This window comes from Streptomyces sp. NPDC037083 (genome assembly GCF_055606485.1).
This window is the reverse complement of sequence record NZ_JBVJSQ010000019.1, coordinates 40,481-65,714: the sequence shown is the minus strand read 5'-3', so window position 1 is coordinate 65,714 and position 25,234 is coordinate 40,481. Positions and strand designations below refer to the sequence as shown.

The 25,234-nt window shown below is 70.9% G+C and carries 24 protein-coding genes and 1 pseudogene; 11 read left to right on the top strand and 14 right to left on the bottom strand.

The annotated features are described in order from the left end of the window. Positions 1–104: 104 nt before the first annotated feature. From folP to ACZ7DE_RS37200, 5 genes are all read left to right on the top strand, one after another. Positions 105–1,091 (top strand): dihydropteroate synthase, encoded by a 987-nt coding sequence (gene folP, locus ACZ7DE_RS37220; RefSeq protein ID WP_470768820.1) that lies wholly within the window; start codon positions 105–107, stop codon positions 1,089–1,091. Continuing rightward, complete coding sequence (locus ACZ7DE_RS37215; protein ID WP_470768819.1) at positions 1,088–1,600, top strand: nuclear transport factor 2 family protein; 513 nt, start codon at positions 1,088–1,090, stop codon at positions 1,598–1,600. Before folP ends, ACZ7DE_RS37215 begins: the two co-directional genes overlap by 4 nt. Before the next feature lie 278 nt (positions 1,601–1,878). Next, positions 1,879–2,238, top strand: a complete 360-nt coding sequence (gene folB, locus ACZ7DE_RS37210; protein ID WP_470768818.1) for a dihydroneopterin aldolase — start codon at positions 1,879–1,881, stop codon at positions 2,236–2,238. Next, entirely contained in the window at positions 2,235–2,846 is a 612-nt protein-coding gene (folK, locus tag ACZ7DE_RS37205; protein WP_470768817.1) for a 2-amino-4-hydroxy-6-hydroxymethyldihydropteridine diphosphokinase, read from the top strand. Before folB ends, folK begins: the two co-directional genes overlap by 4 nt. Before the next feature lie 82 nt (positions 2,847–2,928). Next, positions 2,929–3,414 (top strand): DUF3180 domain-containing protein, encoded by a 486-nt coding sequence (locus ACZ7DE_RS37200; RefSeq protein ID WP_470768816.1) that lies wholly within the window; start codon positions 2,929–2,931, stop codon positions 3,412–3,414. A gap of 49 nt (positions 3,415–3,463) precedes the next feature. Here ACZ7DE_RS37200 and folE read toward each other — a convergent pair whose 3' ends face one another. From folE to dacB, 6 genes are all read right to left on the bottom strand, one after another. Next, on the bottom strand, positions 3,464–4,069 hold the full coding sequence (gene folE, locus ACZ7DE_RS37195) for a GTP cyclohydrolase I FolE (RefSeq protein ID WP_470768815.1): 606 nt from the start codon (positions 4,067–4,069) through the stop codon (positions 3,464–3,466). A 155-nt stretch (positions 4,070–4,224) separates the two neighbouring features. Next, on the bottom strand, positions 4,225–6,264 hold the full coding sequence (gene ftsH, locus ACZ7DE_RS37190; protein ID WP_470768814.1) for an ATP-dependent zinc metalloprotease FtsH: 2,040 nt from the start codon (positions 6,262–6,264) through the stop codon (positions 4,225–4,227). Between the two features lie 186 nt (positions 6,265–6,450). Then, a complete protein-coding gene (hpt, locus tag ACZ7DE_RS37185; protein WP_069768459.1) occupies positions 6,451–7,011 on the bottom strand; it encodes a hypoxanthine phosphoribosyltransferase in 561 nt (186 codons plus the stop codon). A gap of 72 nt (positions 7,012–7,083) precedes the next feature. After that, on the bottom strand, positions 7,084–8,106 hold the full coding sequence (gene tilS / locus ACZ7DE_RS37180; RefSeq protein WP_470768813.1) for a tRNA lysidine(34) synthetase TilS: 1,023 nt from the start codon (positions 8,104–8,106) through the stop codon (positions 7,084–7,086). Positions 8,107–8,299: 193 nt separating this feature from the next. Next, on the bottom strand, positions 8,300–9,433 hold the full coding sequence (locus tag ACZ7DE_RS37175; protein ID WP_470768812.1) for a zinc-dependent metalloprotease: 1,134 nt from the start codon (positions 9,431–9,433) through the stop codon (positions 8,300–8,302). A 154-nt stretch (positions 9,434–9,587) separates the two neighbouring features. Further along, positions 9,588–11,213 (bottom strand): D-alanyl-D-alanine carboxypeptidase/D-alanyl-D-alanine endopeptidase, encoded by a 1,626-nt coding sequence (gene dacB, locus ACZ7DE_RS37170; RefSeq protein WP_470768871.1) that lies wholly within the window; start codon positions 11,211–11,213, stop codon positions 9,588–9,590. Positions 11,214–11,337: 124 nt separating this feature from the next. On the opposite strand from dacB, the gene ACZ7DE_RS37165 reads away from it, so the two are divergent. Then, positions 11,338–11,829, top strand: coding sequence for an inorganic diphosphatase (locus tag ACZ7DE_RS37165; RefSeq protein ID WP_007452023.1), 492 nt, complete (start codon positions 11,338–11,340; stop codon positions 11,827–11,829). Between the two features lie 127 nt (positions 11,830–11,956). Continuing rightward, positions 11,957–13,618, top strand: coding sequence for a threonine/serine exporter family protein (locus ACZ7DE_RS37160; protein ID WP_470768811.1), 1,662 nt, complete (start codon positions 11,957–11,959; stop codon positions 13,616–13,618). 24 nt (positions 13,619–13,642) lie between these two features. Here ACZ7DE_RS37160 and ACZ7DE_RS37155 read toward each other — a convergent pair whose 3' ends face one another. Further along, positions 13,643–14,620 (bottom strand): DedA family protein, encoded by a 978-nt coding sequence (locus ACZ7DE_RS37155; RefSeq protein ID WP_470768810.1) that lies wholly within the window; start codon positions 14,618–14,620, stop codon positions 13,643–13,645. A 138-nt stretch (positions 14,621–14,758) separates the two neighbouring features. Between ACZ7DE_RS37155 and ACZ7DE_RS37150 the strand changes: the two genes are divergently transcribed. Continuing rightward, entirely contained in the window at positions 14,759–15,124 is a 366-nt protein-coding gene (locus ACZ7DE_RS37150) for a YbjQ family protein (RefSeq protein WP_470768809.1), read from the top strand. A 28-nt stretch (positions 15,125–15,152) separates the two neighbouring features. On the opposite strand, the gene ACZ7DE_RS37145 is transcribed toward ACZ7DE_RS37150, so the two are convergent. After that, positions 15,153–15,914: a MerR family transcriptional regulator gene (locus ACZ7DE_RS37145; protein WP_470768808.1), complete on the bottom strand. Its 762-nt coding sequence runs from the start codon at positions 15,912–15,914 to the stop codon at positions 15,153–15,155. Between the two features lie 127 nt (positions 15,915–16,041). Here ACZ7DE_RS37145 and ACZ7DE_RS37140 point away from each other — a divergent pair. Beyond that, positions 16,042–16,910 (top strand): annotated as a pseudogene (locus ACZ7DE_RS37140) (ion channel protein); the annotation flags it as partial. Between the two features lie 163 nt (positions 16,911–17,073). Beyond that, positions 17,074–18,480, top strand: coding sequence for a glutamate decarboxylase (locus ACZ7DE_RS37135; protein WP_470768807.1), 1,407 nt, complete (start codon positions 17,074–17,076; stop codon positions 18,478–18,480). 119 nt (positions 18,481–18,599) lie between these two features. Here the strand turns inward: ACZ7DE_RS37135 and ACZ7DE_RS37130 are convergent, their stop codons facing one another. The 5 genes from ACZ7DE_RS37130 to ACZ7DE_RS37110 form a co-directional block, all read right to left on the bottom strand. After that, positions 18,600–19,361 (bottom strand): ABC transporter permease, encoded by a 762-nt coding sequence (locus tag ACZ7DE_RS37130; protein ID WP_470768806.1) that lies wholly within the window; start codon positions 19,359–19,361, stop codon positions 18,600–18,602. After that, entirely contained in the window at positions 19,358–20,329 is a 972-nt protein-coding gene (locus ACZ7DE_RS37125; RefSeq protein WP_470768870.1) for an ATP-binding cassette domain-containing protein, read from the bottom strand. The genes ACZ7DE_RS37130 and ACZ7DE_RS37125 overlap by 4 nt, the downstream gene beginning before the upstream one ends. 78 nt (positions 20,330–20,407) lie before the next feature. Continuing rightward, a complete protein-coding gene (locus ACZ7DE_RS37120; protein ID WP_470768805.1) occupies positions 20,408–21,049 on the bottom strand; it encodes a PadR family transcriptional regulator in 642 nt (213 codons plus the stop codon). Between the two features lie 188 nt (positions 21,050–21,237). Further along, positions 21,238–22,698: an aldehyde dehydrogenase family protein gene (locus tag ACZ7DE_RS37115; RefSeq protein WP_470768804.1), complete on the bottom strand. Its 1,461-nt coding sequence runs from the start codon at positions 22,696–22,698 to the stop codon at positions 21,238–21,240. A 144-nt stretch (positions 22,699–22,842) separates the two neighbouring features. Continuing rightward, complete coding sequence (locus ACZ7DE_RS37110; RefSeq protein WP_470768869.1) at positions 22,843–23,667, bottom strand: helix-turn-helix domain-containing protein; 825 nt, start codon at positions 23,665–23,667, stop codon at positions 22,843–22,845. A 374-nt stretch (positions 23,668–24,041) separates the two neighbouring features. Between ACZ7DE_RS37110 and ACZ7DE_RS37105 the strand changes: the two genes are divergently transcribed. Next, positions 24,042–24,527 (top strand): ATP-binding protein, encoded by a 486-nt coding sequence (locus ACZ7DE_RS37105; protein ID WP_470768803.1) that lies wholly within the window; start codon positions 24,042–24,044, stop codon positions 24,525–24,527. Between the two features lie 118 nt (positions 24,528–24,645). Here the strand turns inward: ACZ7DE_RS37105 and ACZ7DE_RS37100 are convergent, their stop codons facing one another. Then, positions 24,646–24,864: a DUF397 domain-containing protein gene (locus ACZ7DE_RS37100; protein ID WP_052183895.1), complete on the bottom strand. Its 219-nt coding sequence runs from the start codon at positions 24,862–24,864 to the stop codon at positions 24,646–24,648. Positions 24,865–25,234: the final 370 nt, after the last annotated feature.

Genomic DNA, 25,234 nt, shown 5'->3' with positions numbered 1-25,234 from the left:
CCGGGCCCGAGACCGGCCCGGGCGGAGGCCCCCACCCCCCAGCCCAGGGGCTTCCGCCCGGGCCGCACCACTGCCCGGCTCCCTCCTGGGCCTACGCTGAACATATGACCAAGCAGAGCGGACGCGGGCGCGTCGTCGGCCTTCCGGACTGGGACCGCTGCGCGGTCATGGGAGTCGTCAACGTGACCCCCGACTCCTTCTCCGACGGCGGCCGCTGGTTCGACACGACGGCGGCCGTCAAGCACGGCCTCCAGCTCGTCGCCGAAGGCGCGGATCTCGTCGACGTCGGCGGGGAGTCCACCCGCCCCGGCGCCACCCGCGTCGACGAGGCCGAGGAACTCCGCCGGGTCGTGCCCGTCGTCCGCGGCCTCGCCTCCGAAGGCGTCGTCGTCTCCGTCGACACCATGCGCGCCACCGTCGCCGCCCAGGCCCTCGCGGCCGGCGCCGCCCTCGTCAACGACGTCAGCGGCGGCCTCGCCGACCCGGCGATGATCCCGGCCGTGGCGGACACGGGAGCCCCCTTCGTCGTCATGCATTGGCGCGGCTTCCTCCAGGGCGGCAACGTCAAGGGCGTCTACGCCGACGTCGTCGCCGACGTCGTGGACGAGCTCCACGCGCGCGTGGAAGCGGTCCTGGCGGGCGGCATCGCCCCCGACCGCATCGTCGTCGACCCGGGCCTCGGCTTCTCCAAGGAGGCCGACCACGACCTCTCCCTCCTCGCCCACCTCGACCGGCTGCACGCCCTCGGGCACCCGCTGCTGGTCGCCGCCTCCCGCAAGCGGTTCCTCGGCCGCGTGCTGGCCGGCCCCCAGGGCGCGCCGCCGCCCGCGCGCGAGCGCGACGCCGCCACCGCCGCCGTCTCGGCCCTCGCCGCCCAGGCCGGCGCCTGGGCGGTCCGCGTGCACGAGGTCCGCGCGACGGCGGACGCGGTACGGGTCGCGCGAGCCGTGGAAGGGGCGCGCGAGGACGACGGCACGCCGGGCGCGGACGTAACCCGCCGGGCGCGCACGACATCCGACACCCCCGGCGCGGGAAGCAGCGACGACGCACGGCCCCAGGCCGGCACGCCCCGCGCAGAAGGAGCCCGGTGAGCGCCCCCCACACCGACGTCGAACAGGTCGAAGCCGCCAACGCCGCCTTCTACCAGGCCCTGGAACAAGGCGACTTCGAAGGCGTCGCGTCCCTCTGGCTCACCCCCGCCGACCTGGGCGTGGACGAGACGTACCACGACCCCGCCGACGTCGGCGTCGTCTCCTGCGTCCACCCCGGCTGGCCGGTGCTCACCGGCCGGGGCGAGGTCCTCCGGTCCTACGCCCTGATCATGGCGAACACCGACTACATCCAGTTCTTCCTCACCGACGTGCACGTCTCCGTCACCGGTGACACCGCCCTGGTGACCTGCACCGAGAACATCCTCAGCGGCGGCCCCGCACCGGAGGACGGCGAGGAGCTCGGGCCGCTCGTCGGCCAGCTGGTGGTCGCCACGAACGTGTTCCGCCGCACCCCGGACGGCTGGAAGCTGTGGTCGCACCACGCCTCCCCGGTCCTGGCCGAAAACGACGACCCCGACAGCCCGGAGGACGAGGACACCACTTCCTGAGCGCGTAGACGGGCCACCGGAGGGCAGCAGGCCCTCAGGTGGCCCACAGGGACGAAGAAGTGGTTGGAATCACGAACCCGTGGGTAGGGGCGGCTACCAACCCGTGAGCCGCCGGGTTCCCCCAGGGAAACGCCCGGTGAAAACTGCCGGCTCCGGCCCGGGCCACCGCGGCCGGAGCCGAGTGCCGTCGGTGCTCGCAGGTAGATTCGTTCGAGGCCGGGCCGCCGCCCGCATCCGGTACGCACCGGCCGAAACCGACGATTGCAGGAGTGATTCGCGTGGATCGTGTCGCGCTGCGCGGCCTGAAGGCCCGCGGGTACCACGGCGTGTTCCCCAAGGAACGCGAGGAGGGCCAGACCTTCATCGTGGACCTCGTCCTGGGCCTGGACACCCGACCGGCCGCGGCCGACGACGACCTGGCGAAGACCGTGCACTACGGCATCGTGGCGGAGGAGGTCGTGGCCGTGGTCCAGGGCGACCCCGTCGACCTCATCGAGACGCTCGCCGAGCGCATCGCCCAGGCCTGTCTGAAGCACGAAGGGGTCGAGGAGGTCGAGGTCTGCGTCCACAAGCCGGACGCGCCGATCACCGTCCCCTTCGACGACGTGACCGTCACCATCACCCGGAGCCGAGCATGACCGCGTTCTTCACCGAGGGACAGAGCGACCCGACCGTACAGCCGGTACCCGCCTCCGTCGTCGAGAAGGTCGACGCCGCCGACACCACCCTGCACAACCCCCAGCGGGCCGTGATCTCCCTCGGCTCCAACCTCGGCAACCGCCTGGAGACCCTCCAGGGGGCCATCGACGCCCTGGAGGACACCCCCGGCGTCCGCATCAAGGCCGTCTCCCCCGTGTACGAGACCGAGCCGTGGGGCGTCGAGCCGGGCAGCCAGCCGTCGTACTTCAACGCGGTGGTCCTGCTGAAGACGACCCTCCCGCCGTCCTCCCTCCTGGAGCGCGCCCACGCCGTCGAGGAGGCCTTCCACCGGGTAAGGGACGAGCGCTGGGGCGCGCGCACGCTGGATGTCGACATCGTCGCGTACGCGGACGTCGTCGACGACGACCCGACCCTGACCCTCCCGCACCCCCGCGCCCACCAGCGGGCCTTCGTCCTGGCGCCCTGGCACGACGTGGACCCCGAGGCCCAGTTGCCCGGCCGGGGCGCCGTCGCCGCCCTTCTCGACACCGTGACCCGCGAGGGCGTCGCGGCCCGCAAGGACCTGGAACTTCACCTGCCCGAGTAGTCGTTAAGGTCGAGAAAGGTCAACAAGACCACTGCCCGCGCGATTTTCCTGGCCGCGGGCTCGGGGGAGCTGAAGGGACATCGTGAGAGAGCTGCGCATCAGGGTGCTGGCCGGAGTGTTCGTCGTGGCCGCGATCCTGTCCTGGGCGGGGGCCCGCCTGTGGAACTCGATCGGGACCCTCCCCAGCGTCCCGCTGGCCGCCCCGATCGTCCTCGCCCTGATCGCCGTGGTGCTGATGGCCACGGCGCTCTCGCTGCGCGGCCGTCTCAAGGCCCAGCGCGAGCGCCGTCCCGAGGCCAAGGGCGTCGACCCCCTGATGGCGGCCCGCGCGGTCGTCTTCGGGCAGGCCAGCGCCCTGGTGGCCGCCCTCGTCTCCGGCATGTACGGAGGCACGGGCGTCTTCCTCCTGGAGTCCCTCGACATCCCCGCCCGCCGCGACCAGGCCATCTACGCCGGCTTCTCGGTCCTGGCGGGCATCGCGGTCATAGCGGCGGCCATCTTCCTCGAGCGGGTGTGCAAGCTCCCGGAGGACGACGACCACGAGAACGGCGCGGCCTCGACGGCGTGACGCGCCGCGCCGGCCCGCCGACGGGCGCGCGGCAGGGCGGGGCGGGGGGTCAGCGGGCCATGATCAGGCTCATCGCCTCGTTGCGCGTCGCCGCGTCCCGCAGCTGCCCCCGCACCGCCGAGGTGATGGTCTTGGCGCCGGGCTTGCGGATGCCCCGCATGGACATGCACATGTGCTCGCACTCCACGACGACGATCACTCCGCGCGGCTCCAGGATCTCCATCAGGGAGTCGGCGATCTGCGTGGTGAGACGTTCCTGCACCTGCGGACGCCGCGCGTACACGTCCACCAGACGAGCCAACTTCGACAGGCCGGTGATCTTCCCGGAGGTCGACGGGATGTAGCCGACGTGAGCCACGCCCCGGAACGGCACGAGGTGATGCTCGCAGGTGCTGAAGACCTCGATGTCCTTCACGAGCACCATCTCGTCGTGGCCGAGATCGAACGTCGTCGTCAGCACGTCCTCGGGCTGTTGCCGAAGCCCCGCGAATATCTCCCGGTACGCCCGCGCCACCCGTGCCGGCGTCTCCCGCAGGCCCTCGCGGTCCGGGTCCTCGCCGACCGCGATCAGCAGCTCGCGTACGGCGTTCTCGGCGCGCTTCTCGTCGAACTCGCCGATGGAGCCCTCGCTGTCGAGCGTCACGGGGTCGGTCATCGTGGTGCCTCGTTCCTGTGCGGGTCGCGGGTGGGTCACGCACCTCATCTGCGAGCCTACGAAATCGGTCATACGGAAAAAGCCGCGCCCCCCAGGCTAGAACCTGGGGGGCGCGGCATCCATTCCGGGCCTGGTGGGGGCCACGGGAGCCGGGATCAGCTCTCGGGGCGTTCCTCCGGGCTGGGCTCGGCGACCGGACCGGTCTCCACCGCGGTGGACTTCGCGGTCGAGATCGCCGGCGTGGCGCCGTTGGCGCCGTTCGTCAGTGCGAGCTCCTTGGGGGAGAGCACCGGCGGACGGGTGGACGGCGTGCGCCGCGAGGAGCCGGTCCAGGCGGGCCGAGCCGGGCGCTTGACGATGGAGGAGAAGACCTCGGCGATCTCCTCCTTGCCCAGCGTCTCCTTCTCCAGCAGCTGCAGCACGAGGTTGTCGAGGACGTCGCGGTTCTCGACCAGGATCTCCCAGGCCTCGTTGTGCGCGTTCTCGATCAGCTTCTTGACTTCCTCGTCCACCAGAGCGGCGACCTCTTCCGAGTAGTCGCGCTGGTGGGCCATCTCACGGCCGAGGAAGGGCTCGGTGTTGTCGCCGCCGAACTTGATCGCGCCCAGACGCTCGGTCATGCCGTACTGGGTGACCATCGCGCGTGCGGTGGCCGTGGCCTTCTCGATGTCGTTCGCCGCGCCCGTGGTCGGGTCGTGGAAGACGAGCTCCTCCGCCGCGCGGCCGCCCAGCATGTAGGCCAGCTGGTCGAGCATCTCGTTGCGGGTGGTGGAGTACTTGTCCTCGTCGGGGAGGACCATCGTGTAGCCCAGGGCACGGCCTCGCGAGAGGATCGTGATCTTGTGGACCGGGTCGGAGTTCGGAGAAGCCGCCGCGACCAGGGCGTGACCGCCCTCGTGGTACGCGGTGATCTTCTTCTCCTTGTCCGACATGATCCGGGTCCGCTTCTGCGGGCCCGCGACCACACGGTCGATCGCCTCGTCCAGCATGTGGTTGTCGATCAGCTTCTTGTCCGAGCGGGCCGTCAGCAGCGCGGCCTCGTTCAGCACGTTGGAGAGATCGGCACCCGTGAAGCCGGGGGTGCGGCGGGCGACAGCGGCCAGGTCGACGTCGGGCGCGACCGGCTTGCCCTTCTGGTGAACCTTGAGGATCTCCAGGCGGCCCTGCATGTCCGGGCGGTCGACCGCGATCTGGCGGTCGAAGCGGCCGGGGCGCAGCAGCGCGGGGTCGAGGATGTCGGGCCGGTTCGTGGCGGCGATGAGGATCACGCCGCCCTTCACGTCGAAGCCGTCCATCTCGACGAGCAGCTGGTTCAGGGTCTGCTCGCGCTCGTCGTGACCACCGCCGAGGCCGGCGCCGCGGTGGCGGCCGACCGCGTCGATCTCGTCGACGAAGACGATCGCCGGGGCGTTCGCCTTGGCCTGCTCGAAGAGGTCACGGACCCGGGAGGCGCCGACGCCGACGAACATCTCGACGAAGTCGGAACCGGAGATCGAGTAGAAGGGGACGCCCGCCTCGCCGGCGACGGCGCGTGCGAGCAGGGTCTTGCCGGTGCCGGGCGGCCCGTACAGGAGCACGCCCTTGGGGATCTTGGCGCCGACGGCCTGGAACTTCGCCGGTTCCTGCAGGAACTCCTTGATCTCGTGGAGTTCCTCGACGGCCTCGTCGGAGCCGGCGACGTCGGCGAACGTCGTCTTCGGGGTGTCCTTGGTGATGAGCTTGGCCTTGGACTTCCCGAAGTTCATGACTCGGGAGCCGCCGCCCTGCATCTGGTTCATCAGGAACAGGAACACGACCACGATGAGGACGAAGGGGAGCAGGGACAGCAGGATCCCGACGAAGGCGTTCTGCTTCGTCGGCGAAACCGTGTAGCCGTCCGGAATCTGCTTGTCCTGGTACTTGGTCTGCAGCGTGTTGGCAATGGTGACGCCCTGATCGCCGATGTAGCTCGCCTGGATCTTCGAGCTGCCCTCGATCTTTGTGCCGTCCTTGAGCGTCGCCTTGATGGTCTGCTCGTCACCGGTGGTGAGCTTGGCCGACTCGACCTTGTTGTCGTTGATCGCTGCAATGACCTGGCCGGTGTCCACCGTCTTGTAGCCGCCGGACGAGCCGACGACCTGCATCAACACGACCACGGCAAGGACGGCCAGCACGATCCACATGACCGGCCCACGGAAGTATCGCTTCACGTCCATCCATACGGAGCGGTGTCGCCCCGTCCCTCCTGCCATAGTGAGTTTGATAAGACAGTTCTTCTGACGGTACCCCAGCTTCGTCGCACGAAGCCGCACGGAACGGCTGGCGCACCCGTCTGCATGCTCCAACGGCGCGAGGCCCGCCGGGGTTCCCGATCTACGTACGGGGCTTGGGCCCTTCGGGTCTCAGCCGCCGTAGACGTGGGGCGCGAGCGTACCGACGAACGGGAGGTTGCGGTACTTCTCGGCGTAGTCGAGGCCGTAGCCCACGACGAACTCGTTGGGGATGTCGAACCCGACCCACTCCACGTCGATGGCCACCTTGGCCGCCTCGGGCTTGCGCAGCAGCGTGCACACCTTGAGGGAGGCGGGCTCGCGCGAGCCGAGGTTGGACAGCAGCCAGGACAGGGTCAGGCCGGAGTCGATGATGTCCTCGACGATCAGGACGTGCTTGCCCTTGATGTCGGTGTCGAGGTCCTTGAGGATCCGCACCACACCGGAGGACTGGGTGCCCGCGCCGTAGGACGACACGGCCATCCAGTCCATGGTGACGGGGGTGGACAGCGCTCGGGCGAGGTCGGCCATGACCATCACCGCGCCCTTGAGGACGCCGACGATGAGCAGGTCCTTGCCCGCGTACTCCGCGTCGATCTTCGCGGCCAGACCGGCCAGCTTCGCGTCGATCTCTTCCTTGGTGATGAGCACCTCTTTGAGGTCGGTGCCCATGTCTTTCGCGTCCACCCGCATCACTTTCGGTTGTCCCACCGGCCACCGGGACCGCCCACGACCACGTAAGCGGTCCTGCCGGAGGGCCCGGATTCAGCCTTGCCGAATCACCAGTCTGCCACCCTGCCGCTGGGCGACGACTTTGCCGGGGAGATTGATGACCCCCTGGCCGCGCCAGCCGGTGATCAGCCGGTCCACCTCTTCGATGTGGCGGGCGAAGAGGGAACCGGCCGGGGCGCCCGCCTCGATGGCGGCGCGGCGCAGGATCCGGCGGCGCACGGCGGGCGGCAGGGCGTAGAGCTTGGCGCACTCCAGCAGACCGGCTGCGTCGCGTACCGAGGCCTCGGCCTGGCCGGCCCAGGCGTCGAGGGCGTCGGCGTCGTCCCGGGAGAGCTGGGCCGTGCGGGCGAGGGCCTCGACGACGCCCTTGCCCAGGGCCTTCTCCAGGGCGGGCAGGCCCTCGTGGCGGAGCCGGGAGCGGGTGTAGGCCGGGTCGGCGTTGTGCGGGTCGTCCCAGACCGGCAGGGACTGGACCATGCAGGCCTTGCGGGCGGTCTGCCGGTCGATCTTCAGGAAGGGGCGGCGGTAACGGCCGTCGGCCCCCGAGACCGCGGCCATGCCGGACAGGGAGCGGATGCCGGAGCCGCGCGCGAGGCCGAGGAGGACGGTTTCGGCCTGGTCGTCGCGGGTGTGGCCGAGCAGGACGGCGGTGGCGCCGTGGCGTTCGGCGGCGGCGTCGAGGGCGGCGTAGCGTGCGTCGCGGGCGGCGGCCTCGGGGCCGCCTTCGCGGCCGACGGTGACGGCGGCGGACTCGACCGGGTCGAGGCCGAGTTCGCGCAGGCGCAGGACGACTTCCGCGGCGCGCAGGTCGGAGCCGGTCTGCAGCCCGTGGTCGACGGTGACGCCGCCGGCGCGGATGCCGAGCCGGGGGGCTTCGAAGGCGAGGGCGGAGGCGAGCGCCATGGAGTCGGCGCCGCCGGAGCACGCCACGAGCACGAGCGGCGGGTGCGGGCGCTCGTGCGGGCTCGGTTCGGGGGCGGGGTGGTCGTTGAGGATGTCGTGAAGTACGCGGCGGACCGCCAGGCGTATCGCCGCGACCGCAGGATGGGGACCCATTGTCCGGTTCCCTTCATGAAGTTTTCGGGGGTTAGCCCGAGGTTCGGTCACTCAGAGTGTGTAGATGGTGACAGAACCGGGCCGTTCCCCGAGCATTGCACGCCTGCCCAGGGCTCACGGTCCCTCGGACGGGTGATTGCGGGGGCGTTCGCCTGCCGACGGCCGGATTCGGTTCACCACCGCCGCCCCGGGTTCACGACTCGGCCTTGCGGTGCACGCGCGCGACCCAGTCCGCCGGTTTGGCGATCTCGGCCTTGGTCGGAAGTGTGTTCGGAGAGGTCCAGACTCGGTTGAAGCCGTCCATGCCGACCTGGTCGACGACGGCCCGCACGAAGCGTTCGCCGTCCCGGTACTGCTTGAGCTTGGCGTCCAGGCCGAGCAGCCGGCGCAGCGCGATGTCGAGCCGGGAGGCGCCCTTGGCGCGGCGCTGCTGGAACTTCTCGCGGATCTCGGCGACGGTCTGGACGACTTCGGGGCCGACGCCGTCCATGACGAAGTCGGCGTGACCCTCCAGGAGGGACATCACGGCGGTGAGGCGGGCGAGGATCTCGCGCTGGGCGGGTGTCTGCACGAGTTCGACCAGGGAGCGGCCGCCGTCGTCCTCCTCGCCCTCGGGACGGCCGCCGGCGAGGGACTGGGCGGCTTCGCGGACGCGTTCCAGGAAAGTCATGGGGTCGACGTCGGTCTCGCCCAAGAACGACTGGATTTCGCCCTCAAGGTGGTCGCGCAGCCAGGGCACCGCGGAGAACTGGGTGCGGTGCGTCTCCTCGTGGAGGCACACCCAGAGGCGGAAGTCGTGCGGGTCCACGTCGAGTTCGCGTTCCACGTGGACGATGTTCGGCGCGACGAGCAGGAGGCGGCCGCCGCCGTTGGCGCCGGCGGGGAGTTCGCGGGTGGCGGGGGCGAACGTCTCGTACTGGCCGAGAACGCGGGAGGACAGGAACGACAGCAGCATCCCGAGCTCGACGCCGGTGACCTTGCCGCCGACGGCGCCGAGGACCGCCCCGCCGGGGGTGTTGCCACGCCGTTCCTGCATCTTGTCGAGGAGGGGTTTGAGGATCTCCCGGAAGCCGGCCACGTTCGCCCGCACCCAGCCCGGGCGGTCGACGACGAGGATCGGCGTGTCGTGGACGCCCTCGGTGCCCATACGAGTGAAGCCCCGGACGTGTCCCTCCGAGGCCTTGGCGTGTCGGCGCAGTTCCGCGACGACGGCACGGGCCTCGTCGCGGGTGACCTCCGGTCCCGGCCGCACGAGCCGGGTCGCGGTCGCCACCGCGAGATTCCAGTCGACCATCCCCGATGAGGCAGCGCCACCGATGCTCGTCATGCGTCAACCGTACGTGAGGGCCGCCGTGGAGGGCAGGCCGTGCGCTGCCGGTCAGGGAGATGTCAGGGTCGGCGCCGGGGATGGCCCCGGGGTCGGCGGGCGGGGGCACCTCCGGGATCGGCGGGCGGGGGTGGCTCCGTGCGGGCGGCGGCGCTCAGCGGCAGCCGCACCCCGCCAGGGCCGTGGCCGCCCGGTCCAGGGCCCCCTGGGCCGCCGCCGGATCGGACGTGCCGGCGGCCAGGAGGGCGAAGGCGAGGAGCCGGCCGTCCTGGTCGACGACCGTGCCGGCGAGGGCGTTCACGCCGGTCAGGGTGCCGGTCTTGGCACGGACGACGCCGGCCGCGCCGTCGGTGTAGCGGCTGGTGAGGGTGCCCGTGAAGCCGGCGACCGGGAGGCCGGTGAGGACGGGGCGCAGGTCGGGGCGGCCGGGGTCGCCGGCCTTGACCAGGAGGGCGGTCAACAGGTTCGCGGTGAGCCGGTTCTGACGGTTGAGGCCGCTGCCGTCGCTGAAGCGGGTGCCGGCCATCGGCAGTCCGAGCTTCTTCAACTGGGCCTGGACGGCCTTGCCCGCCCCGGCGAAGTCGGCGCGGACACCGGTCGCGAGGGCGGTCTGGCGGGCGAGGGCCTCGGCGATGTCGTTGTCGCTGTTGGTCAGCATCCGTTCGACCAGGGTGGACAACGGGGGCGAGGAGACCGTGGCGAGGCTCTGCGCGCGCGTGCTGGCCTTGGACGGGCCGGGGGGCGAGGTCTTGACGCCGGCGGCCCGGAGGAAGTCCGCGAACCGGGCGGTCGCCTCGGCCGCCGGGTCGCTCACGCGGGTCGCCGGGCCGCTGGTGGAGTCGTCGGCGCGGCCCTCGTCGGCGGACAGGGCGGTGACGGGGGCGAGGTTGGGGTTGACCCCGATGGGGTGAACTTGCGCGCCGGCGTACAGGGTCGTGTCGTACGAGAGCGTCACCCGGGTGAGTCCGCGCTTCTTCAAGGCGGCGGCCGCTGAGGTGGCGAGGGCGCGCAGGTCGGCCCAGCCCTTGGCGTCCGCGCGGGCCGTGAGGGTGGGGTCGCCGCCGCCGACGAGGACCAGCTCCCTGGTGTCGGGTTCCAGCACGGCACGGGTGGTGAAGCGGTGCTCGGGGCCCATCGCGGAGAGCGCGGCGACGGCGGTGGCGATCTTCGTGGTCGACGCCGGGGTCAGCGCCTGGCCGGCTCCGGCGCCGTAGAGGCGCTTGCCGGTGGCCACGTCGACGACCGCGGCGGTGTGCCGGGCGCCGAGGGCCGGATCTCCCAGGAGGGGGCCCAGGACGCCCGCGAGGCCCTTGCCGGACGGGAGGGCGTCCTGGGCGGACTTCACGCCGTTGGCGTCGTGGTCGCCGCCGCCCAGCCCGACGAGGACGGAGGCGGCGCTGGGGGCGGGCAGGGGCGCTCCGGCCGCGGTGTCGGACGTACCGGACGAATCGTCCGGGCGGCCGTGATCTGTGCCACCCGTCCTCTCCAGGGCGGCGGCCCGGTCCCGCTCGGCCGTACGCTGACCGGTGGAGTCCCAGGGGCCGGTGGCGGTCACCACGCCGGCGGTCAGCACCAGCCCGGCGGTCGCCGCGCCCGCGGTGTACTGCCAGGACCTCATGTTCGGACCGGCTTCGGTGATCCGCGCGAGCTGCGGTCTCGCGGCCTGTGCGAGCCGTTCGAGCCGTGGCTTCGCGGTCGTCGCCACGCGGGCGAGGCGGGGCCTTACGATTCCTGCGGCCCGTGCCAGACGCGGTCGTACGGCGTCCGTGACCCGCACCACGTGCGGTCTCGCGGACCGCCAAGGCCTCAGCTCTGGCACGAACACCAGCCCCTTTCGCGATCACACACCTGCGTGAGGGACACTTAACCACCAGAACTATGTGTTGATCATGGAGGAGCCACCGGTGGAGTTCGACGTCACGATCGAGATCCCGAAGGGTTCGCGGAACAAGTACGAGGTGGACCACGAGACCGGTCGGATCCGCCTGGACCGTCGACTCTTCACCTCGACCGCCTACCCGACCGACTACGGCTTCGTCGAGAACACTCTCGGCGAGGACGGCGACCCGCTGGACGCGCTGGTCATCCTGGACGAGCCGACGTTCCCGGGCTGTCTGATCCGCTGCCGCGCGATCGGCATGTTCCGGATGACGGACGAGGCCGGCGGCGACGACAAGCTGCTGTGCGTCCCCTCGACCGACCCGCGCGTGGAGCACCTGCGCGACATCCACCACGTGTCGGAGTTCGACCGCCTGGAGATCCAGCACTTCTTCGAGGTCTACAAGGACCTGGAGCCCGGCAAGTCCGTCGAGGGCGCCGACTGGGTGGGCCGCACCGACGCGGAGGCCGAGATCGAGCGGTCCTACAAGCGCTTCAAGGACCAGGGCGGTCACTGAGGCTGCGGCCGTGTAAAAGGCCTGTACAGAGGTACGTGAAGGGCTGCACGCACGCGCGTGCGGCCCTTTCGCGTGTCTGTGCGCATACTGAGGCCTACGGAAGGCGTCGTTCAGGGAGCGTTGCTGAGTGTCGGAGGCGGAGTACCACAAGCCGCAGTCGGACGAGGCGAGGAGTGTCTTCGACCCCGAGATCACGTCCGAGTTCGCGATCCCGGCGGGTCTGGCCGTCGCCAGAACCGGGGTTGAGCCGGAGACCACGTCGGAGTTCGCCGTTCCGAAGGGGCTGGACGTGGTCCAGCCGGTCGCGGCCGAGGGCGAGGGGTCGGCGTTCAGTCTGCCGAGCACCTACAGCGCCCGGCAGGCCCCGGTCGCCTTCACGCCGCCCGGCGGCGTGCCGCTGGTGAGCCTGACCAAGGACCTGCCCTGGCAGGACCGGATGCGCACGATGCTGCGGATGCCGGTGGCCGAACGGCCCGCTCCGGAGGCGGGCCCGAAGGCGGAGGAAGGCGGCCCGGCCGTCCCGCGCGTCCTCGACCTGACGCTGCGCATCGGCGAGCTGCTGCTGGCGGGCGGGGAGGGCGCCGAGGACGTGGAGGCCGCGATGTTCGCGGTGTGCCGCTCCTACGGGCTCGACCGCTGCGAGCCGAACGTCACCTTCACGCTGCTGTCGATCTCGTACCAGCCGTCCCTGGTGGAGGACCCGGTGACGGCGTCGCGGACGGTGCGCCGCAGGGGCACCGACTACACGCGCCTGGCGGCCGTCTTCCGGCTCGTGGACGACCTGAGCGACCCGGAGACCCATCTGTCGCTCGAGGAGGCCTACCGGCGGCTCGCGGAGATGCGCCGCAACCGGCACCCCTACCCGACGTGGGTGCTGACCTCGGCGAGCGGGCTCCTCGCGGGCGCGGCCTCGGTGCTGGTCGGCGGCGACCTGGTGGTGTTCGTGGCGGCCATGCTCGGCGCGATGCTCGGCGACCGGCTGGCGTGGCTGTGCGCGGGGCGCGGACTGCCGGAGTTCTACCAGTTCCTGGTCGCCGCGATGCCGCCGGCCGCCATCGGCATCGCGCTGACGCTGGCCGACGTCGACGTGAAGGCCGCCGCGGTCATCACGGGTGGCCTGTTCGCGCTGCTGCCCGGGCGGGCGCTGGTGGCGGGCGTCCAGGACGGCCTGACCGGGTTCTACATCACCGCGGCCGCGCGTCTGCTGGAGGTCATGTACTTCTTCGTCGGCATCGTCGCCGGGGTGCTGGTGATGCTCTACGTCGGCGTGCAGCTCGGGGCGCATCTCAATCCCGACGCGACCCTGGGCGTCACCGAGCGCCCGCTGTGGCAGATCGGCGCGTCGATGCTGCTGTCGTTGACGTTCGCGGTGCTGCTGCAGCAGGAACGATCCACCGTGCTCGCCGTGACGCTCAACGGCGGGGTGGCCTGGTCGGTCTACGGGGCGATGCACTACGCCGGGGGGATCTCGCCGGTCGCGTCGACGGCCGTCGCGGCCGGGGTGGTCGGGCTGTTCGGGCAGCTGCTGTCGCGCTACCGGTTCGCCTCCGCGCTGCCGTACACGACCGCCGCGATCGGGCCTCTGCTGCCTGGTTCGGCGACCTACTTCGGGCTGCTGGCCATCGCGCAGAACGAGGTGGACGCGGGGCTGGTGTCGATCACCAAGGCCGCGGCGATGGCGATGGCCATCGCCATCGGGGTGAACCTGGGGTCCGAGGTGTCCCGGCTGTTCCTGCGGATCGGTTCCTCGGAGAAGCGGCGGGCCGCCAAGCGGACGCGGGGTTTCTGACGCCCCCGCGTCCCGGCGGCGCCGCTAGTAGCCCTGGTTGTGGGGGTACTGGCCGTTGTGCTGCGCGCCGTACGGCTGCTGTTGCTGCGGGGGCTGCTGCTGCCCCTCCTGGGGGTACTGCTGCTGCGGGTACTGCTGCGGGGCGTAGGGCTGCTGCGGATACGGCTGCTGCTGGGGGTACTGCTGCGGGGCGTAGTACTCGTTCTCGTAGCTCTGACCACCCTGGCCGCCGTGGCCACCCTGGCCGCCCTGGCCGCCGTACGGGTCGTGCTGGTCGATCCGGCGGAGCTGGGTCGTCGCGTCGTCCATCACCGGGGGCTGCTGATGCGGCTGCTGCCGGTGGGGGGCCTGCTGCGAGGGCTGCTGCTGCCCGGCGGGGGCGTTGCGGCCCTCCCTGCGCGCCTTGACGACCTCGATGATCACCGGGACGACCGAGATCAGGACGATCAGGACCAGGATCGCCTCGACGTTCTCCTTGATGACGGAGATCTGTCCGAGGAAGTACCCCGCGACCGTCACGCCCGTGCCCCAGAGGACGCCGCCGATCACGTTGTACGTGATGAACGTGCGGTACTTCATACGGCCGGCGCCGGCGATGATCGGCGCGAAGGTGCGCACGATGGGAACGAAACGGGCCAGGACGATGGCCTTGGGGCCGTAGTTCTCGATGAACTCGTGAGCCTTCTCCAGGTTCTCCTGCTTGAAGAGCTTGGAGTCGGGCCGACTGAACAGCTTCGGCCCGAAGAACTTGCCGATCAGGTACCCCACCTGGTCGCCCAGGACCGCCGCGATCACGATCAGGGTGCAGACCAGCCACAGCGGCTGGTGGATCCACTTGCCGTCGGCCACCAGCAGACCCGCCGTGAACAGCAGCGAGTCGCCCGGCAGGAAGGCGAACAGGCCCGACTCGGCGAAGACGATCACCAGAATGCCGATCAGGCCGAACGTCGAGATCAGATAGTCCGGAGTAATCCACTCGGGGCCGAGGGCGAGGGTAGTCACGGGTTCCGGGCTCCTGAGGGGTGAAGGCGATCGGTGCGGCGGCTGGGCCGCCCTAAGTATCAACGCGGCGCCGCAGAACCAGGTTCCCAGGGCCTCCCCCAGGATGCACTGTGCCCTCACTTGGTCAAACCTGTGGACATGGGTATCGATGATTACGGCGGCGGGCAGGGCCCCCAGTCGGACGTGCTGGTCGTCACCACGAACGACGTGCCCGGCTTCCGGGTGCAGCAGGTCATCGGCGAGGTCTTCGGGCTGACGGTGCGCTCACGGCATCTGGGCAGTCAGATCGGCGCGGGCCTGAAGTCGATGATCGGCGGTGAGCTCAAGGGGTTGACGAAGACCCTCGTGGAGACCCGCAACCAGGCCATGGAACGCCTCGTCGAGCAGGCACGCGCGCGGGGAGCCAACGGCGTGCTCATGTTCCGCTTCGACGTGACGGAGGCGGCGGACGTGGGCACCGAGGTGTGCGCCTACGGGACCGCGGTGGTCCTGGTCCGGGAGTAGCCCCGGACCAGGACCTCGCACCGGCCGTTCACCCCGTGTGCCGTGCCGCGTTCGCCGTGATCGCCTCCTTGAGGTGCTCGGCGAGGCCCGGGTGCATGGCGTCGTAGAACGCCTTGAAACGCTCGTCGGCGACGTACATCTCGCCCAGGCACACGTGCATCTCGTACGGGCAGTCGTAGTACCAGGCGCAGATGTGCCGCCGGTGCTCCTCGGCGATGTCCATGGCCGCCTCGCCGGTGGCGGGCTCGCCCGCGGCCACCAGGGCCGCGTAACGCTCGCTCCAGGCGTCGACCTCGGCCTGCAGGCGCTTCCAGTCGTCCTTGGTGTAGCGGGCGACGCGGCGCTGCGACTCGGCGTAGGCCTCGGTGCCGCCCCAGCGCTGTTCCGCCTCCTCCGCGTACTGCTCCGGGTCCTTGTCCCCGAAGACCTCGAACTTCTCCTCGGGCGTGAGGTTGATGCCCATCTTGCGTGCCTCCATGGCGTCTTCCACGGCCGCGGCCATCTTCTGCAGCTTCTCGATCCGGGCGGTCAGCAGTTCGTGCTGGCGGCGCAGGTGCGTGCGCGGGTCGGCCGCCGGGTCGTCGAGCAGGACCGCGACGTCCTCGAGCGGGAAGCCGAGCTCGCGGTAGAACAGGATCTGCTGCAACCGGTCGAGGTCGGCGTCGTTGTAGCGCCGGTGCCCCGCGTGGCTGCGCTCGCCGGGGACGAGCAGGCCGATGTCGTCGTAGTGGTGCAGCGTGCGCACCGTGACCCCGGCGAATCCGGCGACCTGTCCGACGGAGTAGCTCACTTCGTCCGCTCCTTTCTCGGTACGCGCTCCACGGTGCGTCCTCACGTCACGTCAGGTGCAAGCCTGTTTCCACCGGGTCGGCCGCGGCCCGGATGTCATGTCCGTTTCGCCCGTTTATCGTGAGCCCGTGGCCCAGGACACCGCGCCGCAGGCGCCCACCGCTGCGGCGACTCCGGCGCGTGTCCTGCTGCCGTCGATCCTGCCCGCTCTGGTCGTCGGCGTGCTGGCGAGCCTGCTGCTCCTGCTGGTGAGCGGGGCGGCCGAGCAGCTGGAGGACGTGCTGTGGCGGGACCTGCCGGACGCGCTGGACGTGGGCCGCTACTCGGCGCTGTGGATGCTCGTCGTGCTCACCGCGACGGGGGTGCTGGTGGGGTTCGTGGTGTGGAAGGCGCCGGGGCACGCCGGCCCCGATCCGGCCACGATGGGGCTGGATGCCCGTGCGCTGCCGCCGGGGGCTCTGCCCGGGCTGCTGGTGGCGACCGCGCTGATGCTGGCGGGCGGGCCGAGCCTGGGCCCGGAGAACCCGATCGTCGCCCTGAACGTGGGGCTGGCCGTCTGGCTGGGCCGGCGGATCCGGCAGCGGTCGCCCGCCGCGGTGTGGATGGTGCTCGCGGAGGCGGGGACCATCGGCGCGCTGTCCGGCACGCCGGTGGCGGCGGCGCTGCTGATCTCCGAGGCGCTGGCGGAACGGCGGAGCGGGGGCCCGCTGTGGGACCACGTCTTCGCGCCGCTGGTGGCCGCCTCGGCCGGCTCGATGACGACCACTCTGGTGGCCCATCCGCCCTTCGACCTGGACCTGCCCGTGCTCGGGCAGCCCGGGTGGGGCGATCCGCTGACGCGCTGGCGGTCGCCTCGGTGGGCGCGCTGCTCGGCGTGAGCGCCGTCCGCGCCTTCCCCCACGCCCACGGCGCGTTCACGCGGCTGCGGCACCCGATGCCGGCCCTGCCGCTCGGCGGGGTCGTCCTGGGCCTGCTGGGGGCCCAGGGCGGCCATCTGGACGCTCTTCTGCCTGGCTGCTGGTCACGGGGGCGGCCGCAGATGCAGTTGCACGACGACGGGACGGCGGTGCGGTGAACGCGTGAACCGAACAGGTCCCTCGATCCGATGAGGCGGTGGAACGCCCCCCGCCGTCGCCGCTCCGCAGTTGGGAGAAGAGTTCATGCCCCTCCACCAAGGCCCCCGGAAGCCCGACGAGCGTCCGCTGTCCATGAATCCCTTCTACGGCGAGGCGAACCCGGTCAGCAGCATGACCGAGGCTCCGCCCAAGCACCGGCTGCCCGACGGTCCGATGCCGCCGTCGACGGCGTACCAGCTGGTGCACGACGAGCTGATGCTGGACGGCAACGCACGCCTCAACCTGGCCACCTTCGTGACCACCTGGATGGAGCCGCAGGCGGGCGTCCTGATGGCGAACTGCCGGGACAAGAACATGATCGACAAGGACGAGTACCCGCGCACCGCGGAACTGGAGCGGCGCTGTGTGGCGATGCTCGCCGACCTGTGGAACGCGCCCGACCCGTCGGCGACCGTGGGTTGTTCGACGACCGGGTCGAGCGAGGCGTGCATGCTCGCCGGGATGGCGCTGAAGCGGCGGTGGGCGCAGCGCAACGCCGACCGCTACCCGGGCGCGCGGCCGAACCTCGTGATGGGCGTCAACGTCCAGGTCTGCTGGGAGAAGTTCTGCAACTTCTGGGAGGTGGAGGCCCGTCAGGTCCCCATGGAGGGAGAGCGCTTCCATCTCGACCCGCAGGCCGCGGCCGAGCTGTGCGACGAGAACACCATCGGGGTCGTCGGCATCCTCGGCTCCACCTTCGACGGGTCCTACGAGCCGATCGCCGATCTGTGCGCGGCCCTGGACTCCCTCCAGGAGCGCACCGGCCTGGACGTTGCGGTGCACGTCGACGGCGCGTCCGGCGCGATGATCGCCCCCTTCCTCGACGAGGGCCTGGTGTGGGACTTCCGCCTTCCGCGCGTGGCGTCCATCAACACCTCGGGGCACAAGTACGGGCTGGTGTACCCGGGGGTCGGCTGGGCGCTGTGGCGCGACGCGGAGGCCCTGCCGGAGGAGCTCGTGTTCCGTGTGAACTACCTGGGCGGCGACATGCCCACCTTCGCGCTGAACTTCTCCCGGCCGGGCGCGCAGGTCGTCGCGCAGTACTACACGCTGCTGCGACTCGGCCGCGAGGGCTACCGGGCGGTGCAGCAGTCCACCCGGGACGTGGCCCGGAGCATCGCCGAACGGGTGGAGGCGGTCGGTGACTTCCGGCTCCTCACCCGGGGCGACGAGCTGCCGGTCTTCGCCTTCACCACGGCGCCGGACGTGAAGTCGTACGACGTCTTCGACGTCTCCCGGCGGTTGCGCGAGGGCGGCTGGCTGGTGCCCGCGTACACCTTCCCGGAGAACCGGGAGGACCTGTCCGTGCTGCGGGTGGTGTGCAGAAACGGCTTCTCGGAGGACCTGGCCGACATGTTCGTGGAGGACCTGACCCGACTGCTGCCGGAACTGCGGCGGCAGTCGGGACCGTCGGCCCTGAGCAAGGAGGCGGCGACAGGCTTCCACCACTAGGCCCGGCCCGTCCGCCGGACCACCCGGCCGGCCTCCGCGGGCCGGTCGGCGGCTCCCCGACCGGCCGGCGGTTCCCGAACCGGCCGGCGGTTCCCGAACCGGCCGCCGGTTCCCGGACCTCAGCGGCTCATGCGGGCGAACCTCCGTACCGCCAGCGGGAAGAAGACCGCCAGCAGCGCCAGCGGCCAGCCGACGGCCGCCCAGACGTGACCGGAGTCGGCGCCCGGGCCGCCGAACAGGTCGCGTACCGCCGTGGCCGTCCGGGACATCGGGTTCCACTCGACGGCCGTGCCCAGCCAGTCGGGCATGGAGGCGGGGGCGGCCAGGGCGTTGGACAGGAAGCCGACCGGCCAGACGAGGATCTGCACGGCCTGCACCATCTCCGGCTTGCCGGCCACCAGCGCCAGATGGATGCCGATCCACAGCATCGCGAAGCGGAAGAGGAGGAGAAGCGCCACCGCGCCCAGGAAGGCGCCGGGTCCGCCCTGGGGCCGCCAGCCGAGCGCGAGACCGACCGCGATCAGCACGGTCAGGCTGACGGCCGACTGGAGCATGTCGGCGGCCGATCGACCCACCAGGACCGCGCCGTCCGCCATCGGCAGGGCGCGGAAGCGGTCGATGACGCCCTTGTTCAGGTCCTGGGTGACGGCGAGCATCGTGCCCTCCAGGCCGAAGGCCATGGTGAGCGCGAGCATGCCGGGCATCAGGTAGTTCAGGTAGTCGCCGCTCACCCCGCGGCCGCCGCCGACGAGGTAGCCGAACATCAGCAGCAGCATCACCGGGAAGACGAGCCCGACGACCAGCCGGCCCGGCTGCCGTGCCCAGTGGGCGAGTTCACGCCGGGTCATGGTCCACGAATCGGTCAGCGCGTAGGCAGTCACACGGTCTCCTTCGTACGGTCGTCCGGTCCGGTGAGGTGCAGGAACACCTCGTCCAGCGTGGGGCGGCGCAGGGCAACGTCCTCCGCCTCGACACCGGCCGCCTCCAGGGCGCGGACCACGCCGGAGAGAGCGGCCATGCGGTCGGTGACCGGCGCGCTGAGCAGACGACGGTCGGTGTCGACGGTGACGTCCTCCTTGGGCAGGGGCAGCAGGGCGACCGCCGCGCCCAGGAGGCCCGCGTCGCGCAGCACGACGTCGATGCGGTCGCCGCCGGTCAGCGCCTTGAGCTCGCCGGCCGTGCCGTCGGCGATCACCCGGCCGCGGTCGACGACGGAGATGCGGTCGGCGAGCTGGTCGGCCTCCTCCAGGTACTGGGTGGTGAGCACGACGGTCGTCCCGCCGCCCACCAGCGAGCGGACCGCGGACCAGACCTCGGCGCGCCCGCGCGGGTCGAGGCCCGTGGTCGGCTCGTCGAGGAAGAGCACCTCCGGGTCGGTGCCGTCCCGGTTGCCGATGAGGCAGACGGCCAGGTCAAGGCGCCGCCGCATGCCCCCGCTGAAGGCGCCCACCGGCTTGCGGCCGGTGGCGGAGAGGTCGAAGCGCTCGAGGAGCTCTCCGGCGCGCACGCGGGCGGTGCGGGCGCCCAGGTGGTGGAGGCGGCCGAACAGCTCCAGGTTCTGCCGGCCGCTCAGCTCCTCGTCGAGGGCCGCGTGCTGGCCGAGCAGGCCGATGCGCAGCCGGACCTCGCGGGCCTCGCGGACCACGTCGTGGCCGGCCACCTCGACCCGCCCGGCGTCCGGCCTCAGCAGTGTGGACAGGATCCTGACCAGGGTCGTCTTGCCCGCGCCGTTCGGTCCGAGCACGCCGTGCACGGTGCCTCGGGCGACCGTGAGGTCGAGTCCGTCCAACGCCTGCGTGTCGCCGTACCTCTTGCGCGCGCCCGCGACGGTGATCGCCGCTTCGGCCATGGCGTCCCCCAAACTCTCGTTAGTCAAACTTGACTACTCATTCAAAGTAACGCCGTCGACTCAACTCGTCAAACTTGATTAGCCCGCGTCTCCGGGATGCCGCTCGCCCGTCGCGTACGGGTTTTCCTCGCCCTCCCGCAGGACGCCGACGAACGGCTCGCCCTCCCCCGCGAAGACGTACGCCCCGCCCTCGATCCGGGCGATCAGTCCCTGGGTCCACTCGCCCTCGGCGTCGGCCGTGTGGATCCAGAGGTTCATGATCTCGCCGATGTGGCCCAACTGCTGCGGGCCTTCCTCGGGGACGTAGTGCGCGGTGACCGCGGAGCGCCACTCCTCGATGCCGCGGATGCGCTCCTTGAGCAGCGACACGGCCTCCGCGCGCGGCAGGTCGAGCATGAAGCCGATGGCCGCCGACTTCACGTCGGTCTTCTGGTCGTACGAGGTCAGGGCCTCGCGCAGCAGCCGGAAGTACTCCTCGGCGCCGGCCTCGGTGATCTCGTACTCGGTGCGCGGCGGGCCGCCCGCGGTGGACGGGGCCGTCTCGTGCTCACGCAGCAGTCCCTGCTTGGCCATCTGCTTCAGGGCGTGGTAGATCGAGCCCGGCTTGGCGTTGGACCACTCGTGGGCGCCCCAGTACTCCAGGTCGCCGCGCACCTGGTAGCCGTGGGCCCGCCCGTGCTGGCGCACGGCGCCCAGGACGAGGAGACGGATCGCTGACATGCGCCCAGGTTAGGGCGTGACGGGCGGGCGCCGGCCGGGTGCCGGGTCGCGCACCCGTTCGCCTCGGGGCGCCCCCGCCCACCTCGGTCCGCCGCCTGCCCGCCTCGGCGCGCCGCCCGTCGGCCTCGGGACGCGGCCCGGCCCGGCCCGCCTCGGGCCGACGCCCGCCACCGGGGCGGGCGCCGCGCTCAGAACGGGAAGGCGCTGCGGCCGTGTTGGACCGAGATCCACTTGATGGAGGTGAAGGCTTCCACGGTGCTCTCGCCGTTGAGTCGGCCGACGCCGGAGTTCTTCTCGCCGCCGAAGGGCACGATCGGCTCGTCGTGGACGGTGCCGTCGTTCACGTGGAACATGCCGGTGGCGATCTGCTTGGCGAAGGCGACGCCCCGCTCGACGTCGGCGGTGTGCACGGCGCCGCTCAGGCCGTACGGCGTGTCGTTGACCAGGCGCACGGCCTCCTCCTCGCCGTCGAAGGTGTTGATGAAGACGACGGGGCCGAAGACCTCCTGCTGGAGCAGCGCGGAGTCGGCGGGCAGGTCGGTCAGGACGGAGGGCTCGACGAGGTTGCCGGTCGTCGTGCCGCGCAGCAGCGCGTGCGCGCCCTCGCCGATCGCCTGCTCGACGACGCCTGCCAGGGCTTCCGCCTGCGAGGAGTTGATCACCGGGCCGATCGCGGTCTGCGGGTCGCGCGGGTCGCCGGCCTTGAGGGTGCGCACCTTGGCGACGAACTTCTCGGTGAACTCGGCGGCCACAGAGCGGTCGACGAGGACGCGGTTGGCGGCCATGCAGACCTGGCCCTGGTGGACGAAGCGGCTGAAGACGGCCGCGTCGACCGCGTAGTCGACGTCGGCGTCGTCGAGGACCACGAACGCGCTGTTGCCGCCGAGTTCGATGACGGACCGCTTGAAGTGCGCGGCGGCGACCGTCGCGACATGGCGGCCGACCTTGTCGGAGCCGGTGAAGGAGATGACCCGCGGGACGGGGTGCTCCAGGAACGCGTCGCCGATCTCGGCGATGTCGGTCACGACCACGTTCAGCAGGCCCGGGGGCAGGCCGGCGTCCTCGAAGAGCTTGGCGATCACGGTGCCGCCGGAGACCGGGGTGTTCTGGTGCGGCTTGAGCACCACGCCGTTGCCGAGGGCGAGCGCCGGGGCGACGGACTTAAGCGACAGCAGGAAGGGCACGTTGAAGGGGCTGATCACGCCGACCACGCCGACCGGATCGCGGTAGACGCGGTTCTCCTTGCCCTCGATCGGCGAGGGGAGGATGCGGCCCTCGGGGCGCAGCGACAGGTTGATCGACTCGCGCAGGAACTCCTTGGCGAGGTGCAGTTCGAAGGCGGCCTTGCCGAGCGTGCCGCCGGCCTCCTCGACGAGCAGCGCGCTGATCTCCGCCTCGCGCTCCTCGACCAGGCGCAGCACCTTCTCGAAGACCGCGCGGCGCGCGTAGGCGCTGGTCGCGGCCCACTGCTTCTGGGCGCGGGCGGCGGCGCGGTAGGCCTCGTCGATCTCGTCGACGGTGGCTATGGTGATCGAGGCGAGCTTCTCGCCGTCGTAGGGGTTGAAGGTGATGATGTCCCAGGACCCCGTCCCCGGACGCCACTTACCGTCGATGTACTGCTGTGCCAGGTCGGTGAAGTAAGGCGACATCTAATCCCTCAATCCCCTGCTGCGATCGGCTGCGATCAATCATCATCACGATCTGATCACACGTCATCGTACGGCTGTTGCAGGGGAGTTGGCGGGCCACTTCGGTGCGCCCGAGGGAAAACCCTGGCACGTCACCGGGACGCCCTAGGACAGCTGGATCAGCCCGCGCAGCAGGTCCCGGCTCTCGTCCGGTCCGGGACTGTCCTGCTGGAGCTCCTTGAGGGCCTGCTCGTACTGGGCGACGTCCTCGCGTTTGTCCAGGTAGAGCGCGCTGGTGAGCTGCTCCAGATAGACGACGTCCTGCAGGTCGGACTCCGGGAAGCTCAGGATCGTGAACGCCCCCGACTCGCCCGAGTGGCCGCCGAGGCTGAACGGCATCACCTGAAGCCGTACGTTGGGGCGTTCGGAGATGTCGATCAGGTGCTGGAGCTGTCCGCGCATCACCTCGCGGTCGCCGTACGGCCGGCGCAGCGCCGCCTCGTCCAGGACGATGTGGAAGTCGGGGGCGTTCTCGGCGACGAGGTACTTCTGCCGCTCCAGCCGCAGCGCCACGCGCCGGTCGATGTCGGCCGCGTTCGCGCCCTTCATGCCGCGGCTGACGACCGCGTGGGCGTAGGCCTCGGTCTGCAGCAGCCCGTGCACGAACTGGACCTCGTACGCGCGGATCAGCGCGGCCGCGCCCTCCAGGCCGACGTAGGTGGGGAACCAGTTGGGCAGGACGTCCGAGTAACTGTGCCACCAGCCCGCCACGTTGGCCTCGCGGGCGAGTCCGACGAGCGCCTGGCGCTCCGCGTCGTCCGAGATGCCGTACAGGGTCAGCAGGTCCTCGACGTCCCGGGTCTTGAAGCTCACCCGGCCGAGTTCCATCCGGCTGATCTTCGACTCCGACGCCCTGATCGAGTATCCCGCCGCCTCGCGCGTGATGCCGCGTGCCTCGCGCAGCCTCCGTAGTTGCGAGCCGAGCAGCATCCGCCGCACCACCGATCCGGGCTCTCCCACGCTCACGTTCGCCAGCCTCCCCAACCGCCTTAGGGGCCGCAGTCTGCCACTAAAACACTTCGAGCAGTACTCGTCCGATTACAGAGATGGAAAGAAGTCAAAGGATACGCGCAGAGCGATGCGAGGGAAGAGTGAGGAGAAAGCAAGAGAAGTGCCACTGATGAGCGAGAAGTTGGCGGAAAAAATGGCCAAGAAGCGGTACGGGCGGGTCCATTTCGGTCACGTGCACGTGCATCTGCCCTTGCATCCACCGTGCGCATCCGAAACCATGGTCCCGCGCCACCGCTGCATCGCAACGACCGCGAATCCCGGGAGTGCCTCGCATGGGGACGAATGGATCGACCATGCTCGAGCCGTTACGGCAGGGCCTTCCGCCGCTTGATCCCGCGGCCGTGTCCAATGCCGCCTCCTGCGCCCTGCCCGCCCGCTTCGAAGCCGTGCGCGAGGCACGGCAGTTCACCAAGAGGACCCTCGGCCAGTGGGACGTGGGCGACTGTTTCGACGACGTCTGTCTGGTCGTCTCCGAGTTGGTGACCAACGCGCTGAGACACGGCATGTCCTCCGACGACGCCCCGTGCGCGCAGGACGCGCAGCACCCGCTCGTGCGACTGCATCTGATGCGGTGGACCGAACGGCTCGTGTGCGCGGTGCGCGATCCCAGTCACGACAGCCCGCTGCCCCGGGAGGGCGAGGACTTCTCCGCCGAGTCCGGCCGCGGCCTCTTCCTGGTGGACTCCTTCGCGGAGAGCTGGGGCTGGCACCCGCTCTCCGGCAGCCTGGGCGGCAAGGTCGTCTGGGCCCTGTTCCGGCTGCGCACACCCGCGGAATGACGAACCGCGGCGCGTTCTCACGCCACGGTTCTACGCGCGTTGCGCGGTAACGGAAAAGGCGAGGGCCGGCGAAGGGGACGACGGCCGGCGGAAGCGGGGACGGCGGCGGCGAGCGACGTCAGCTCGCGATCAGGTGGTCGAACTCGCCGTCCTTGATGCCCAGCAGCATCGCCTCGATCTCGGCGCGCGTGTAGACGAGCGCGGGACCGTCGGGGAAGCGCGAGTTGCGCACGGCCACGTCACCGCCCGGCAGCCGCGCGAACTCCACGCAGGAACCCTGCGAATTGCTGTGCCGGCTCTTCTGCCAGGCAACCCCGTACAGCTGTGTGGCCGTCATGCCGTTGTACACGTCGTGCCCCCCGTCAACGTGGTGGTCCACAGGTCGCTCCCTGGTGGTGCACTGGCTCGTGTGGCCATTGGTGCCATTGTCAACTGTCCCGGATCATAGCCCCGTTCACGTGCAGCCGCATGAGCAGATGCACGTGCACGCGCGGTGCCTGTGTGGTTACAGCTTTGACGCCTGCTTTACCCGACTCGTTCCGCTTCGCGGGCCGTCATGAGGGTCCCCGCGAAAGTCGTCCGGATCGAACTACTCGCACAGGGAACAGACGCTTCGCAGGGCCTTCCTGTTCCGTCGGGGCGCGAACGGATCGGCCGCGGGCCGACGACGAAGGCCGTCGGCGTCGGTCCGGGGGACACCGTTCCGG